Source organism: Saccharibacillus endophyticus (assembly GCF_013185185.1).
Taxonomy (GTDB): Bacteria; Bacillota; Bacilli; order Paenibacillales; family Paenibacillaceae; genus Saccharibacillus; species Saccharibacillus endophyticus.
The window spans coordinates 19,516-34,817 of record NZ_JAAZWE010000001.1 but is presented as its reverse complement, the minus strand read 5'-3'; the positions used below and the strand labels follow the sequence as shown (position 1 = coordinate 34,817).

Below are 15,302 nucleotides of genomic sequence, written 5' to 3'. Positions count from 1 at the left end.
TTCCTCCTTTTTATACGCCGCTTGCCAAATCCACCGCATAAATACGGCTTGTCGCCTGCCAAACTTCGCCCGCTTCGATCGCGAACAATCCCATATCTTCGCTAGGCAGCGATTGGTTCGGCGCATTCACCAGATTGACCTGCGGTTCCGGACAGATGAACGAGCCGCCGGCTCCGCTGTTCCAGATCATCCAGTGACGATAAGACGTACCTACATCATACACAACTTTGACGCCGATGCGCGAATCGGTAATTTCCGCACGGTTACGTCCGCCTTGAGGAACCGCCGTATAATGATTATCCATCGAATCGACATAAGGATTCACGCCGCTTTCGCGCATTTCTTCTTCCCACTCGACCAGCGGTTGGAAGCCTCCGGTGGGCAGCATCCGGCCGTCCAACTCGCGCCGTTGTCCGATCGTGACTTTTATTTTGCAATCTTCCGACGTGCTTTCTTCCGCGAAAGGCGCATTGAGCGCCGTATGGAAAGCGAGCAGCGCCGGCAGCTTGCGTCCCGATTCGTTAAAGAGCGTGACGTCCTGTTCCAGCCCAAGCGAGCTCAGCGTGTAGCGAATGCGCAGCGTGAACGCATAAGGGAAATATTCGTACATTTTATGGCCTTCGCCGACATGATGGGCCACCACGACAAAGCTTTCCGCTTCCGACGCGCCGAAAGCTTCCACATCCCAAGGAAGCGTATGCAAGTAGCCGTGCAGGAAGTTGCCCGTCGCTTCTTCGTTCACGGGGAAGACGTACTCTTCGCCGTTCCATTTCAGCTTGCCGCCGTCATAGCGGTTCGGAGGGAACAGCGGCGGAATGCCGTGCGTGCCCGGGTCGGATACGAAAGCTTGCATGTCTTCCGGCTCGCGCAGAAAACGGAAACCGCGCTTGGTATCGCGGAAAGCGATCAGGTTGCCGCCGACTTTCGGAAGTACCGCTGCTTCATAGTCTCCGTATTTCAGCCAAACGGCTTCTTCTCCATTGTAGTCGCCGCGTTTTGCTTCATATACCGGAGGAGTTCCGGCATTTGGATTCATCGACATATACAGTCTCCTTTAAATCAAGATGGAATCACTCACGGTTTATTATATCGCGTAGGCGGAGGCGCTTTCAAATCAAAAAGAAAAAGACGGCCAAAGTTGACCGTCTTTAGGTTGCCTTCGAAATTTTCGTTGGCGCGGGAAAACGGAAGACTCCGAGAAAAATTCATTCCGGTCGCATGTTGAAATCGAAAAAAGGAATTAAGTTTATGTTTTTAATCCTGCTCGATCTCCACCCTCACGCCTTCCCGCGCGGAACGAAGACAAGCATCCACCGCACGCATATCGCGCAAAGCATCCGACGCGGGAAACGGAAGCGGCTCTTCGCCGAAGACGGCACGCGCGAACGCATTCGATTGCAAAATATAATGGTTGACGCAACTCAGCTTCTCCTCGCGCTTATGCCGATCCGTATCGACGATAATCTGCGGATTCTCCCGCCAGCCGAACATATGCGGAAGCTCGATGCGTCCTTTTGTCCCCGTTACCTCGAAGTAGGAGCGATTATACGCCCACATCCCGCACTCGAACGACAATGCCACGCCTCCGGAAAAGGCAAGCAGACCCGAAGCGGACATATCCACGCCATCATGCTCCGGCGAGAAAAAAGCATGCGCGGATGCCCATAACGGCTCGCTTCCCATAATCATTCGCGCGGCAGAGATCGGATACACGCCGATATCGTAAATCGAACCTCCGCCCATCGCCCGATTAAAACGTACATTCCCCGTGTCGTCGGGCGTACAATAATTGAACACGCCTCGCATCGAGCGAATATCCCCGATCTCGCCGGACGCGATGATTTCGCGTACACGACGATGTTTTTCCCCGTATCGATACATGAACGCTTCCGAAAATACGACATGATGCTCTTCGCACGCCGCCAACATCTCCATCGTCTCTTCCGCATCCAAAGCCGCCGGTTTTTCGCATAAAATATGCTTGCCCGCCCGTGCCGCCCGGATAGTCCATTCCTTATGTAAATGGTTCGGCAGCGGAATATACACGGCGTCGATCTCCGGGTCGTCCAATACTTCTTCGTAACTGCCGTAATATCGCTCCACGCCCGTGCGCTCCGCCATCTGCCTTGCTTTGTCCGCATTTCGGCTGGCTACGGCTCGCACAATCCCCCGCTCGGACTCCTGCACCGCCGGGATAAAAGCCCTTTCCGCGATCGCCGCCGTTCCGATAATTCCCCATCGCAGCGTTCGAACCATATATGTCCCTCCTTCAAATAACCTATCCGTCTTCATGATAACGCTTTCTTATTATTCTGCCAATTACCTTCCTTTCTCCGATAAAAAAAGATACGCGTCAAGCCTGTTCGGCGCGTATCTTTCAAACGAATCAAACTCCGTAATTATCTTCAGCCGCTTTGTTCAACATCCCCAAACAGCGATCCAGATCGGTTTTGACCTGTTTTTTGTATAAATTGGCTTTCTCGGGTCCGTCTTCCGTGAAATGATACAGCACGATTTCCTGGAAATCGACGCGGGGATCGTTGCCTTTGAGCTGTTTGGTCCGGTAAAAGACGCCTTCGTGCACCAGTTCATGCAGCGCACGGTAAATTTCGCTCTGCGGAGGCACGTACCCGAAGGGCTTGAAGTTCTCCTTCATTTCTTCGAGCATCTGATATCCGTATCCGCGCTGCTGCTCGACCATGGTGATAAGGTACAGTTTGATAAATGCCCGTTGGGCGATCATGAAGGCCATGCTTTCCTCCTCCTTTTCGGGTGAACGTTTGTTCCCTTCCATTATAAACGAATTTTCGAGTTTTCACATCTTTCGGCCCGGTTTTTCAGCAAAAAAGAGCGCAGCGGCGCTTTTCTCCTTTTTTCAGAGGGAGAGTGAAGACTAATGAATAAGCTCGCAAGAAGCGCTAAGCTTAGGTTTTCTATTATGAATTTTTCATGTAATAAAATATTTATTATAATTGCCGTTTTAAAATAATCTGACGCAGTTCCTGCTCATCGGCTTCAGCCAGTCGGTATAGCACCTCATAAGGATTGCCGGGGAGGTTGTAAAAGAAGGCAAACGCGGGCTCCGTCTTGAATCCTTCCTGCTTGAGTGTACGGATCGACTCCGCTGCCGAAGGTTCGTCCAAAGCCAACAGCCGACGCTCTGCAATCATATGTCGACATCCGTTCTGCAAAGCGGGAGGTCGTCCTTGTCCGAACAATTCGATCGGCATCTGCTCCCACAAAAATCGCACCACCGAGCGTTCCTTCCCCTCTACGCTGCGCCGATCGGCTTCAAATCTATCCAAATGCCCATATTCGCTTGTGCATATTCGCAAAAACTCTTCATGGTCATAAACCTCGCATAATACATCCATATCGCTACCCGGAATATCAATCCCGATCGGAAACGTGCCTGCTATGGAAGGATGGCAAAAAGCGAGCCGCTCCAGTAAGCCGCTGCGATGCAAAGAAGCTGCCAGTCCCTGCTGCCGTTCATCTCCTTGTTCAAGCCAACGCAACCCTTCCCCGCCGGTCGGCGCATGGAACAGAGTCGATAGATTGGGTTTTCGAGGCTGTTTCTCTGACGATGAAGCCATCTTCGTTTCCCTTCTTCCCATGCTTTACTGTTGCTCTATTATAGATGAAAACAGGCCTCGCTTCACCCGACCTCTGATTCGAACGAACGCGCCAACAAAAAAGACGCCCGAAGGCGCCTTTTGGACGAGTGAATCTCTCTGAAGGATCGATGCTTATCGCTTCCGATCCGTAGCAGATCCTCACGTTATTCTTTTTACATTCCGCGATCCCCGCGCGGCGGCAGCGTATCCGACGGATCATCGATTGCGCGGCGGCGCTCCGCTTCGCTGATCGAGTCTGCCGAGTTGCGATTCGAAATCCCTACCTGCTCGGCCTCGGTGTTCATTTCCGGGTTCACCGTGCCGCCCGTGTGCATTTCGTTACCGTATCCTTCTTCCGTCAAATGGTAGCGATTGGCGTTCATCGAACGGTTATCGCGGAACGAGGTGTATACGTCGCGGCTGCGGTTGTCTTCGTCGACCAGAACCAAAATATTACCTTGGTTCAGATACTCCTGATATTCTTCCGCTTCGTTCTCGGGAATGCCCAGTCCTACCAGACCGCCGACCAAACCGCCTGCTCCGGCTCCTACCGCCATGCCCGTAACCGCCGCTGCCAAAGGTCCGGCTGCCAGAATCGGCCCGATCCCCGGAATCGCCAGCGCTCCGACTCCGGCCAACAGACCCGTTACGCCGCCGAGCACGCCGCCTGTCGCCGCGCCTGCGGCCAAGCCTTCCGGAGCTTTCGTGCCCGTCTCCTCATCTATCGCTCTCAAGTCGTTGCGGTCTTTTGCCACTACCGAAATTTCGTCTGAAGTAAATCCTCGATCTTGAAGGTTTTGAATCGCCAGTGAAGCTTCCCGTTCGTTTTCGAATACCCCTACGATTTTTTTCGTCATCGTTAACTCCTCCTTCATCGTTGTTCCCAACTGACTTGGGATTCGTGTTCGTTTCTTTATTACCCGGTACAGGGCAAGCGAAACTTGGAGTCGTCGATGCGAAAGAAGGTGTCAGACTGCTCTCGCGCTGCAAGATTGCCTTATTTACGGGGACGGACATGCCTCGTGGCTTCAGCTCCATTCGGGTCATCCGGCCAGTAATGCTTGGGGTAACGGCCCTTCAGATCCTTTTTCACTTCGAAATAGGTTTCTTTCCAAAAATTCGCCAGGTCGGACGTGATTTGTACCGGACGACGGGCCGGGGAAAGCAACTGTAACGTGATCGGCACGCGTCCGCGTCCAATGCGAGGCGTCTCGGACCGGCCGAACATTTCCTGAAGCTTTACCGCCATAAAAGGACGTTCAGGGTCGCTGTAATCAACGGCAATACGCGAACCGCTGGGCACGCTTAGGCGGGTCGGCGCCTCGGCATCCAATGTTCGTCGCTGCTCCCAGGTTAAACGCTGCTCCAGCAGTTGCGGGAGGTTAAGCCTTTTGAGCTGCGTTTCATTGCGAATGCCCGATGCGTATGGAAGCAGCCACTCTTCCAGCTCCGCCAACAACGTCGCGTCATCGGCTGCGGGAAATTCCGAATCTGCAAGATGCATGAACATCATGCGGTTTTGCAGTTCCCGTGCTTCCTTGCCCCATGGAAGAATCCGACCGTCAGCGGCCCGAATCCCTTCCAGCAAAGCGGCTCCAACAGCTTCCGGATCGGGTGAAGAAGCTTGCGCCGACTGTAAAATGACAGCACCGATCCGTCGTATCCGAAGCGCGGATACGGCCGCTCGATCCGAATCCCACTCGACGCGCGTTTCTTCAATCCCTTCTTCAGCCGCAAAAAGATTCAAATCGTCCGCTTCGATCGGAGCCGCAAGCCATATTCGTCCCTCGCTTCCCTGATCGTCAATATCGGCGGCGACCACATATTCTTCCCGCGACAGCAGTTCCCGCTCGGGAATGCATACGCCGCGTCCGCCGCTAAGCAGGAAGCGTCCGCCTCCTCTGCGACGTCCGACCCGATCGGGGAAAGCATAAGCAAGCAGCAACCCTGCCCGATGGGGTTCGCCGTCCGAACTTTCCGTCACGCCGGCAATCCGGCGCAGCCTGGCAGCACGTTCCGCGGCCCGATCTTCCGGCGTCCGCGGCATGCCTGGATTTCTTTTGCGGGAGGCGGCAAGCAGAGCCTCCAAACGCGGCAGCAAGGACACGGTGTCCGTCACCGTTCCGCCGACAGGCGCAGAAGAAGAAGCTTGCTCCTGAAGCAGCGCCGCCAGATCGCAGGCAAGACCGTGCGCACCAAGATCGGGATCGGCAGCACGCCGGATCATCCGGGCCAATCGAGGATGCACGCCAAGATCGCTCATCGCTCGTCCTTCCTCCGTAATGCCGCCCTCTTCGTTCAATGCGTGCAGCCGCCGAAGCAGCGCCTGCGCCTCCGCATAGCCGGCTTCCGGCGGCACGTCGATCCAATCCAGTTCCTTCGGATCGCGTGCCCCCCATGCCGCCAGTTCAAGCGCGAGCGGCGCAAGGTCGCTTTGCAGCATCTCGGGAATCCGCGAGGGCGGCATGCCCGACTCTTCTTCGCGGCTCCACAACCGGTAACAAATGCCCGGCGCAGTCCGCCCCGCGCGCCCTCTTCTTTGGTCCGCCGACTCCAGCGATTCGGTCAACGTGACCAGCCGCGACATGCCTGTGCGCGGAGAAAACACCTGTGTCCGCATCAGGCCGCTATCGACGACGGCCGTCACCCCCTCGACCGTGATGCTGGACTCGGCCAGCGAGGTCGAAAGCACGACCTTCCGCTTCCCGTCCGCGGAAGATCGGACCGCACGGCGCTGTTCCTCGCGCCCCAGCCCGCCGTGCAGGGCCAAAATTTCCGCGCCCGCCAATCCCCCGCCGCGGGTCAGCTCTTCCCGCGCGCGCGAAATCTCGCGCACCCCCGGCAGGAATACAAGGATTCCTCCCTCCGTATCCTCCCAAGCCCGGCGCACAGCCTGCGCTACCTTGCGTTCCAACGGGAGGTCCCGCGCAGCGCCGAGATGCACCGTCTCGACCGGATAGACTCTGCCTTCGCTGCGGATCACATCCGCCCCGCCCAATACGTCCGACAAAGGCTCGGGATCGATCGTCGCCGACATCACGAGAATGCGCAGGCCTTCCCGCAGTACGGCACGGCTCTGCAAAGCAAGCGCCAACCCCAGGTCCGCCTGCAAATTGCGTTCATGGAACTCGTCGAAAATGACCAAACCTACCTCTTCCAACGAGGGATCGGTTTGCAGCATCCGTGTTAATATGCCTTCGGTCACCACTTCGATCTTTGTTCGAGAGCCGGATTTGTTATCCAAAGCAATCCGGTAACCGACGGTTTCTCCCGTTTTTCCGCCGAGCGAGTCCGCGATATAATCGGCTGCGGATACCGCCGCAAGCCGCCGGGGTTCCAGCATCAGAATCTTGCGCCCTTCCAGCCAAGGTTCATGCAGCAGCGCCGGAGGAACCCGAGTCGTTTTTCCGGCTCCCGGCTGGGCAATCAGAATCGTGGGACGGTTTGCGGCAAGACTTCGTTTCAGCTCGGGCAGGGCGGAGTCGACGGGGAACGTTATTGCGTTATTTTTGGAAAGAGGAGCTTCGGAGAGTATTTCGCCGGGATCGCTTTCCTTTTTCGCGTTTCGGCCTTGATCTTCTTTCATGTTGGGCAGTTCCCCTTCCTTTACGTAGTCCGATTCGAATATGCAATTTCAGCCTACAGAAAATGTGTCGTATAATGGATCATGTCAAGCTCGCCTGTAGGTCTGATCCGATTTATTCGAATTCATGCGAAGCTTTTGTTTTAATCGATACTAAGGCCTGCATACAAACAACCTTGCAGCCAGACAAGATACCCGCTTGCATGCACGCCTAGACAAGGAAGTGAACGATAATGAGACGCGGACGTTTCGCACCTACGCCATCCGGCAAAATGCACTTGGGCAATGCCCGCACCGCACTGATTTCCTGGCTCCATATGCGTTCGTTGAACGGCGAATTCATCCTTCGCATGGAAGATATCGACACCGAGCGGTCCCGTGAAAAATGGGCCGAACTCGCGCTGCTTGATCTGCGTTGGCTCGGTCTGGACTGGGACGAAGGCCCTGACGTCGGCGGACCTTATGCGCCCTATACGCAAAGCGAGCGCTTGGAACGATACGAAGCAGGCTTGCTCGAATTGGAAGCGGCAGGCGCGTTGTACCCCTGCTTTTGCAGTCGGGCAGACATTTTGTCCGCCGCCAGCGCTCCCCACGGATTGACCTCCGAAGGACCTGCCTATGCCGGAACATGCCGACATCTGACCGCCGCGCAGCGCGCAGAAAAAGCGCTGCATAAAGCCCCTTCACTCCGCTTCGCGCTGCCCGAAGGTCGTGAAGTTCGTTTTGAAGACGGCATCGCCGGAACCCGATCCTTCGCGCCGGGCAGCGGAGGCGACTTCGTCGTTCGCCGTGCCGACGGCTTGCATTCGTATCAACTGTCCGTCGTGATGGACGATGCGGACATGAAGATCACCGATGTCCTGCGAGGATACGACTTATTGGATTCGACGCCGAGACAAATCCTGTTGTATGAAGCTTTGGGACTCGAAGCGCCGAATTTCCTGCACGTCCCTCTATTGAACGGATCGGACGGCAATCGCTTGGCCAAACGTCACGGCGGCATCGCCATCTCTTCTTTCCGCGAACGCGGTACTTCGCCTGAACAGCTCGTCGGCTGGCTGGCTCATGTCAGCGGATTAATCGACCGTCCGGAAGCGGTATCGGCCGCGGAGCTGGTGGGTTCTTTCGATCTGTCTTTGATTCCGCGAGAACCCGTCGTCGTGAACGTGCCGGATTTGTAACATTTTTATGCCCCATATTCACCGAAATACCTGCGTCTATCCACTTAAATGAGCAAGCGTAAGCCGAAATTCGGACGCTTTTTCAAAATAAGCGGGTAGCTGCAGGTATTTCAAACTTCATCTTGAACAGAAATCAAATCACTCGTGCCGCCTCAAATTCGGTTCGGTCAAGACGCTGGATTCCCGGATCAATCTCCGCCTAACCGATCCTTGATCTTGTCCGCATATTCCGAATACGCGCCGCCGCCCCAACCTCGTTCTTCTTCAACCATCCGAAGTTTGAGCCTTTGCGTATTCAATTTACGTCCAATCTCCTCGCGCTCTTCATCCGAGCGGCAAGCCGCAAGCAAATCCTCCAACTCCAAACATTCCTTTCGCAGCACGATCTCCTGCGGCAGCATTCCTGCATTTTTCAAAATCCGGTAAGGAACCCTCAGTTCTTCCGGCACTCCCGACAGATCGTCTAATTCTATCGGTTTCCCGTTCCCCGGCAGATCGTCAAATTCTCCGTTACGCGCCGCTTCGTCGATCTTCTGCTCCGCCAACCACGATAACCACCCCATCCGAATTCCTCCCGATCCCATCGACTTTTGTCGTTCCATTATACCCGATTCCTTTCCGCTTGCGCAGCATACGTCTACCCAACACAAAAAGCCCCGCCTCAGTTAGCCTTTGGCGGGGCTTGAATCTATGCGCAAATCCTGTTCGTTTAGAAAAGCGTGTAGGCTGCGGGAGAAATTCGCTCAATCCGCCATGTGCTGACCCGGCGAGCCCGATTCCGAACCTGAGCGACTTTTGGCTTCCCGCAAGGGAAACAACCTGAGCGAAGGAGCGGAATCGGGCGAGCGTCTTCAGAACAATAAAGACTCCCCGCCGTCCACCGTGATCGACGTCCCCGTCACATGGCGCGATTCCGAAGAAGCGAGGAATACCGCCAAGTCGGCCACCTCCTCCGGCAATCCGTGACGTCCGGCGAGCGGATGATCGCCGCCGCGAGGAAATTCGAGCGGGATCGCAATCTCGTCCATGCGGGCATCTTCCTCGGTCGTCTCGTCGATATTCGTCGAGATCGCACCGGGACAGATCGCATTGACGCGAATCCGATAGCGAGCCAGCTCCAGTGCCGCCATTTTGGCGAAAGCGACTTGTCCGGCTTTGGATGTGCTGTACGGAGACATGCCGACGCTGGAGTACCTTCCGTTGCCGTTTACGGAGCTCGTAATCACGATGCTTCCCCCGCCGCGCTGCTTCATATAAGGAATCGCGTATTTCACGGATAAAAACATGCCGCCCAGATTCACGTCTATCGTCTTTTTAAACTCATCGAGTTCCATATGCTCGATAGGACCTTTTGCTCCGTTGATTCCGGCATTCGCAAATACGGCATCCAACCCTCCGAAATGCTCGTTCACATTCCGGTAAGCCGCTTCCATGCCGTCCGGGTCGGACACATCGACGATTTGGACAAAGCCCGAGCCAGCTCGGATACTTTCCAATTCTTCGCGCGCCGATTCCGCGCGAAGCGGGTCAAGCTCGAATAAGGCGACGTTCGCGCCTTCCTGCGCGAATTTCACGGCCGCTGCCAGTCCTATTCCCGAACCAGCTCCTGTCACAATCACGGTTCTGCCTTCAAAACGCGGTGCCGTCATGGCGATCCACTCCTTCGTTTTTCGGAAAGTAAATACCTTTTTGGAGGCAGTTAGACGGCTACTCCAATCCAGGTATTCATTACCCGAAAAGTTCTTGCATTCAATCATTTTCCGCTTTTTCAATTCTTTTTTGAAAATTGCTTAATTATTCTCGTAAAAAGGTTTTCATAAATAGGCAAGGCAGGGTAAAAACTATTAAAATCAAGCGGCGATCGCTGCCGGCAGGCTAAATATTAAGGAGGAATCGAGAGTTTTTAAAAAAAACCGAGAAAATAGTAACATTTACGAAGAAATTTAAGCGTTTTTTAATTTGTTTTTAAGGAAGCGAGTTTATAATACAAACAAGGATAAAGAACATGACGAGGTGATTGTAATGAAAACGACGACGATTACGGTTCAAGAAAAACTGGTTCCCGTTTACATTGACGCCGAGAATACTCAACCCGCTCAGAAAATGCTTAGACTGCTGACCAGCGCATTAGATAATAAGTTAAGCAACGGTAAACGTGCTTTGAAAAATTGTATCGGTTCCCTGATTAGTATTGAAATCGTAGGCTCTGAAGCCATTCTGCACTCGTACCGCGAAAGCGACACGCTCGCTCTGTCCCTGTACTAAAGAGTGAAGCCTCATTAGCGGCGGTACATAAAAAGACATTCCGGTTTGCGGAATGTCTTTTTTCATGCTTGATCGATATGATGCATGCTCATCGCGCGGCGCAGCTCCTCTACCGCACGTAATCCTAATTCGTTTCTTGTTAGCTCATATGACCGCGTTCGTCCAACAGCTTTCGCGTAAAGTCGGAAAATTCAGTGTTGAGATGATTGAGTTGATCCGTCAGACTGCTGAATTCGCCAAGCAAATGTGCCTGCTCATTGGACGCGTCGGAGATCGACGCGATTTCCTGCTGCATCCGGACGATGCTTTCTTGTACGTTAGTGAGCGCCTGCTCAATGCTCTGCGTGGCTTTTTTGGTATCCACGGATAGTTTGCGCACTTCGCTCGCGACCACCTGGAATCCGGCACCCAGCTCGCCGACGCGGGCAGCCTCGATCGCGGCGTTAAGTCCCAACATATTCGTTTGTTCGGAAATTTCGCGAATGAACGAAGTTACCTTGTTCACCTCGCGCGCATCGCTCACGGCCCGGCCCGAGTTTTCCCGGATTTCGGTCGTCGCGGCAGCCAACTGCTGCGATTGCGCCGCAATCGAAGCGACAAAATCCGTTAACGATCGGCTGACCGATTCCATCCGGTCCCCGAATCCGTGCAGGAAATCTTCGGTCTTCAGCGTATAAGCCACCGCCAATGCGCCGATGACCTTTCCTTCTTCATTGAATACCGGGATTCCTTTTGCCTCAAGCTCAGCCCCGTAAGCCGAAGCCGGAATGCGGGTACTGGACAATTGTCCGGCGAGCGCTTTTTTCAAATTGGCGTCATCCGGCGGAATAGGCGAACCGGCGGACAGGCCGAAATCAAGATCCGAGGACGGCGCGTAATAAAGGAACTGCTGCCTATCCGTAATGCCGATCATAAAGTCTTCATTCGTGATTTTTTTCAAATAGGGGATACTCAGTACGAGCGCTTCCAAAATATTCATGTAGTTCCCTTCTTCCCTCTGGCGGGATCGCCGTTGATGTAGGGCGTGTACGCAAACTTGAGCGACGTGCGTCTTGGCGAAGTTTGCATGCATGCCCGGGTAGCTGCTCCTATTTATTTTCGTCAGAATCGCTTTTTTTATAAAGAGCTAGTGCGCAAAAAGAAAGGTTCTTCCTTAATTTCACGATCCGACGGAAAATAATGACGGAAATCCGCATTCCATCTGCAATTCGTGATATAATCAAGGCGATCAACGAAACTTACAGGCAGTGACTTTCCTTTGGAAAGTTTGGAGGTGAACCCATGAAAAACTCAACGCTTTGTCCTCGATTCGAACGGGGCATGCAGATTCTGTCGCAACGCTGGAACGGTCTGATCATCTATCGTTTGCTATCGGGACCGCAGCGTTTTTGTAACATTCAATCGGCTTTCCCGGTCAGCGGACGACTGTTGTCGGAACGCTTGAAAGACTTGGAGAAAGAAGGCATCGTCGTACGCCACGTGTATGCCGAGACGCCGGTCCGGATCGAATACGAATTGACCGAAAAAGGACACGCTCTCCAGTCGACGATCGCCTGCATTCAAGGCTGGTCGGACGAGTGGATCAACGAACCGCAGCATTCGGAAGACGAAGTCCTGCACCTCTCCGACGAAGATTGCGAAAAAGCCGCGGCCGGCACAAAGGCCGAATAGGAGGTTCCGAGAGGAACCTCCTTTGTACGTCTTCAGGCAATTACGCTCCGGTCACGATGTCGACCGCTCGGCTTTCTCGGCTTTGCGAATCCGAATCGCCAACAGCTTGGCCAGATTTTTTTTCGTTTTTTCGTTGTCTACGCGGCTTAACTTGGTCCAAATAAAACGGTCGATCGACATACGCTTCAGCTCCTTCGATTGAAAGAATGAGAATTTTTTGCACGAACGCGGCAGGAGCAGCTTCAATCCGGCGCCGAGTGCGCAATTTGTCCACATGCGGTAAATAAACACATTTTTTTCATCCTAAACCGTCCCGAGAAGCAAAATCTCAAGCGTGAAAACCATGGGTTTCCAACCCTTTTTCAAAGAGCGTATGCACGTTCCGCTTCAACTTCTTCCGCGTAAACTTCAAGGACCGGACGCATCGTCCACGAACCGATAAAGGCATAACGAGTCACGCCTTCCGCTCGACCTTCAGGCCGTTCCTCCAACAATTCGGCTACGAACGAATCATTCGGAACGCTTCGAATGGGCAGTACTTCCTCCGTCTCCATCGACTCGATTTCCTGCCCTGCTGCATTTCGATCACGAACGCCGATTACGCCTTTGAAACGAAAAACCGCTTTGCCGCCGTCCCATATCCGAAACTCGACTCTCGCAGCGGATTCAAGCAGGAGCACCGATTCGATCGTTCCGTCGCTAAGCGAGATATCTCCGATAAACAGTTGTTGCATACGTGCATTCTTCCCTTCCGCTTGGTCTTCTCCGCATATTCCGTAAGGGTAGCACAAAACCGGAACTTTGCCTATGTCTGCCTACGGCGTGTCTTCAAACCTGCCAATGTGCATCGAGGTTTGAAGACACGCCCTAGCGCAAAAAAACCTTTACCGAAGACCTCGCGGCCTGCTCGATAAAGGTTTCTTCACACAGCCCCGCAGCGCTACCCCGCTCGGCTTAACCGATTTGCAGCGTTGCGTTTTCGACGTCTTCAAGCTCCGCGGATGTTTCCGTCTTTGCTTGTTCCGTCATAGGAAGTTCGCCGAATACTTCGTTAAAGATCGTGCGGCTCTGAATCTCTGCCGTTACCGCTTTGATCTTTTCCGATTCTTCTTCGCGGCGAGCAATCATCAGGTCGATCTTGCGTTCGATCTCCCTTTCTACGTGCGCAAGGTCGCGGACGTCGAACATATACTCTTTTTGCCCGAAACGTCCGAGCAGTTCCTGATATTTGGTTGCCCATCCCAGTGCCAAGACCGGAATACCGTCTTTGTACGCATGAATGATGGAATGGTAGCGGGAAGCGATAATGAATTCGAACTGTTCCAGAATATGATGGATTTCAATACAGTCATATTCGTCTTCCAGCAGCACGACGCGATCATCGTTCGGATAATGCTGTTTGATGCCTTTGCAAATCTCCAAGTCTTCCGTCGAATGACGCAGCAGAACCACGTTTTTGCCGGATTTCAGCAGGTGATCGGTCATTTTGCGGTACGCTTGAAGCAGGTCTTCGCGCGAGCCGTACTTCATCGTTTTGACGTTAGGCACGATCCCCACGGAATTCGGCTGCACGTCCACGCGCGCATTCGGCTTATAAGCGCCCGGCTTGAACAGCACGTTCAAATCGTACGCGCTGCTACCTTGAAGAACCAAATCCATCGAACGTTTCAGATTGCGGGTCGTGAAGCGGCTTAAAAACTGCATCCCTTCGTCCTCGCGCGCATATATGTAGGTCGGATACGTGATGTACTTTTTAATCAGCGCCATGATAACCGACTTGTACTTGCTTTCGTATTCAAAAGGTCCGAAAGATTGTGGCATCAGTACCATCGGTACTTTATAACGCTTGGCCAGCATAATGTTGACCAGATAGTTCACGGAATGGCGGATCGTGAATTGCGAGGATAAAGCAAACCCGCTGATATCGATCATCATATCCGTGTCTTTCATGATTCGTTCCATATCGCTGCGGGTAACGTTAACGTGCTCGGCATTCGGAATCAGTTTTCCCAGCGTGCCGAATACCCCGCCCAGCATTTCGATTTTGAGCTTTTTGCCGATTTTGATGATGTCGAATGCGTATCCCCGGTCAGGGTCTATGCAGTTCACCAATATTTCTTTGTCGGGATAACGCTTCTTGATTTCATTGATCACCGTGAAAGTCATGGCCTGTGCACCCTTGTTCTCCATCTGTCCGCCTACAATCAAAATTTTGCTCATCCGTTTGCAGCTCCTTTATCCGATTTTTGTCCAACGGGCAAAGCATCAATAAGGCTTATGGTAATAGGATACCGGGTTGGCGATCGCCGCATCGATCTCTTTTCGAACCGAATGATAACCGATGGCGAACTGCTCAAGTGCCGGATTCCATTTCTTGTACTCGCTTAAAGAAGCCACGACATATTCACGATGGGTTTCCGGCTTTTCTTTCAAAACTTGAACTCCCCGATTCGCTTTTTTGGCTTGACGAAGGTTATAAGGTTCCACGTAAAGCCGCAGATCGGCGATTTTTTCCTGCCGATACAGATTTCGTGCCGCCGCACCCATATTCGCGTGATCGCGATGGTTATCCCCCAAATCCGTGAACGTCTTCACTCGGGCGCCGTGATAACGGTCCGTAAATTCACGAATCAATTCTTCGCAATCTTCAACCGTCGTCGTGCCGTCCTGCAGCTCTTGCACGAAATGAACATTCGCTACGGGTAATCCCAACGCCATGCAAGAACGCAAAAATTCGTCGTTGCGATAACGGACCAGATCGGTTCGATCCAGCGGGGCATAGCCTTCGCGCTGCGGGTCCAACAGTTTACGGTGCATATTGCTTTTGGTTTGGCCGTTCAATTGCTTCACTACGTTGGAGGACGATCCGTCCGTGTACAAAATCACGTGACATTCGTCGCCGACGTTCAGATGATTGCGAATGCCTGCCCCGAATGTCAGCGCTTCGTCGTCTTGATGCGGGATGAAAAAAAGATTAACCGCCAT

At 53.4% G+C, this 15,302-nt stretch carries 16 protein-coding genes; 3 read left to right on the top strand and 13 right to left on the bottom strand.

Features of this window, described 5'->3' with window-relative positions; translation table 11 throughout:
- Window positions 1-10 precede the first annotated feature (10 nt).
- The 6 genes from HRQ63_RS00150 to hrpB form a co-directional block, all read right to left on the bottom strand.
- Complete coding sequence (locus tag HRQ63_RS00150) at window positions 11-1,042, bottom strand: aldose 1-epimerase (protein WP_172237324.1); 1,032 nt, start codon at window positions 1,040-1,042, stop codon at window positions 11-13.
- 212 nt (window positions 1,043-1,254) lie between these two features.
- Window positions 1,255-2,256 (bottom strand): Gfo/Idh/MocA family protein, encoded by a 1,002-nt coding sequence (locus HRQ63_RS00145; RefSeq protein WP_172237321.1) that lies wholly within the window; start codon window positions 2,254-2,256, stop codon window positions 1,255-1,257.
- 130 nt (window positions 2,257-2,386) lie between these two features.
- On the bottom strand, window positions 2,387-2,752 hold the full coding sequence (locus tag HRQ63_RS00140; RefSeq protein ID WP_037287423.1) for a replication termination protein: 366 nt from the start codon (window positions 2,750-2,752) through the stop codon (window positions 2,387-2,389).
- Between the two features lie 214 nt (window positions 2,753-2,966).
- Window positions 2,967-3,596, bottom strand: coding sequence for a DUF4269 domain-containing protein (locus tag HRQ63_RS00135; RefSeq protein ID WP_172237318.1), 630 nt, complete (start codon window positions 3,594-3,596; stop codon window positions 2,967-2,969).
- Window positions 3,597-3,790: 194 nt separating this feature from the next.
- Window positions 3,791-4,474, bottom strand: a complete 684-nt coding sequence (locus HRQ63_RS00130; protein ID WP_172237315.1) for a general stress protein — start codon at window positions 4,472-4,474, stop codon at window positions 3,791-3,793.
- Window positions 4,475-4,614: 140 nt separating this feature from the next.
- The gene (gene hrpB / locus HRQ63_RS00125) at window positions 4,615-7,203 is read right to left on the bottom strand and encodes an ATP-dependent helicase HrpB (RefSeq protein WP_172237312.1); all 2,589 of its coding nucleotides are present in this window, start codon (window positions 7,201-7,203) and stop codon (window positions 4,615-4,617) included.
- 230 nt (window positions 7,204-7,433) lie between these two features.
- Between hrpB and gluQRS the strand changes: the two genes are divergently transcribed.
- The gene (gluQRS, locus tag HRQ63_RS00120; RefSeq protein ID WP_172237309.1) at window positions 7,434-8,381 is read left to right on the top strand and encodes a tRNA glutamyl-Q(34) synthetase GluQRS; all 948 of its coding nucleotides are present in this window, start codon (window positions 7,434-7,436) and stop codon (window positions 8,379-8,381) included.
- A gap of 188 nt (window positions 8,382-8,569) precedes the next feature.
- Here gluQRS and HRQ63_RS00115 read toward each other — a convergent pair whose 3' ends face one another.
- The gene (locus tag HRQ63_RS00115; protein WP_172237306.1) at window positions 8,570-8,944 is read right to left on the bottom strand and encodes a DnaJ family domain-containing protein; all 375 of its coding nucleotides are present in this window, start codon (window positions 8,942-8,944) and stop codon (window positions 8,570-8,572) included.
- A 288-nt stretch (window positions 8,945-9,232) separates the two neighbouring features.
- Window positions 9,233-10,030 carry an SDR family oxidoreductase gene (locus HRQ63_RS00110; RefSeq protein WP_172237303.1) on the bottom strand — a complete coding sequence of 266 codons (798 nt, stop codon included), beginning with the start codon at window positions 10,028-10,030 and terminating at the stop codon, window positions 9,233-9,235.
- Window positions 10,031-10,403: 373 nt separating this feature from the next.
- Between HRQ63_RS00110 and HRQ63_RS00105 the strand changes: the two genes are divergently transcribed.
- A complete protein-coding gene (locus HRQ63_RS00105) occupies window positions 10,404-10,646 on the top strand; it encodes a hypothetical protein (protein WP_037287411.1) in 243 nt (80 codons plus the stop codon).
- Between the two features lie 139 nt (window positions 10,647-10,785).
- On the opposite strand, the gene HRQ63_RS26110 is transcribed toward HRQ63_RS00105, so the two are convergent.
- Window positions 10,786-11,625 carry a methyl-accepting chemotaxis protein gene (locus HRQ63_RS26110; RefSeq protein WP_172237300.1) on the bottom strand — a complete coding sequence of 280 codons (840 nt, stop codon included), beginning with the start codon at window positions 11,623-11,625 and terminating at the stop codon, window positions 10,786-10,788.
- A gap of 302 nt (window positions 11,626-11,927) precedes the next feature.
- On the opposite strand from HRQ63_RS26110, the gene HRQ63_RS00095 reads away from it, so the two are divergent.
- Window positions 11,928-12,317: a winged helix-turn-helix transcriptional regulator gene (locus HRQ63_RS00095; protein ID WP_172237297.1), complete on the top strand. Its 390-nt coding sequence runs from the start codon at window positions 11,928-11,930 to the stop codon at window positions 12,315-12,317.
- Window positions 12,318-12,368: 51 nt separating this feature from the next.
- On the opposite strand, the gene HRQ63_RS26105 is transcribed toward HRQ63_RS00095, so the two are convergent.
- The 4 genes from HRQ63_RS26105 to HRQ63_RS00080 form a co-directional block, all read right to left on the bottom strand.
- Entirely contained in the window at window positions 12,369-12,497 is a 129-nt protein-coding gene (locus HRQ63_RS26105; protein WP_268239410.1) for a hypothetical protein, read from the bottom strand.
- Window positions 12,498-12,679: 182 nt separating this feature from the next.
- Window positions 12,680-13,051, bottom strand: a complete 372-nt coding sequence (locus HRQ63_RS00090; RefSeq protein ID WP_172237294.1) for a hypothetical protein — start codon at window positions 13,049-13,051, stop codon at window positions 12,680-12,682.
- 220 nt (window positions 13,052-13,271) lie between these two features.
- Window positions 13,272-14,537, bottom strand: coding sequence for a polysaccharide pyruvyl transferase family protein (locus HRQ63_RS00085; protein WP_172237291.1), 1,266 nt, complete (start codon window positions 14,535-14,537; stop codon window positions 13,272-13,274).
- Between the two features lie 45 nt (window positions 14,538-14,582).
- Window positions 14,583-15,302, bottom strand: a complete 720-nt coding sequence (locus HRQ63_RS00080; RefSeq protein ID WP_172237288.1) for a PIG-L family deacetylase — start codon at window positions 15,300-15,302, stop codon at window positions 14,583-14,585.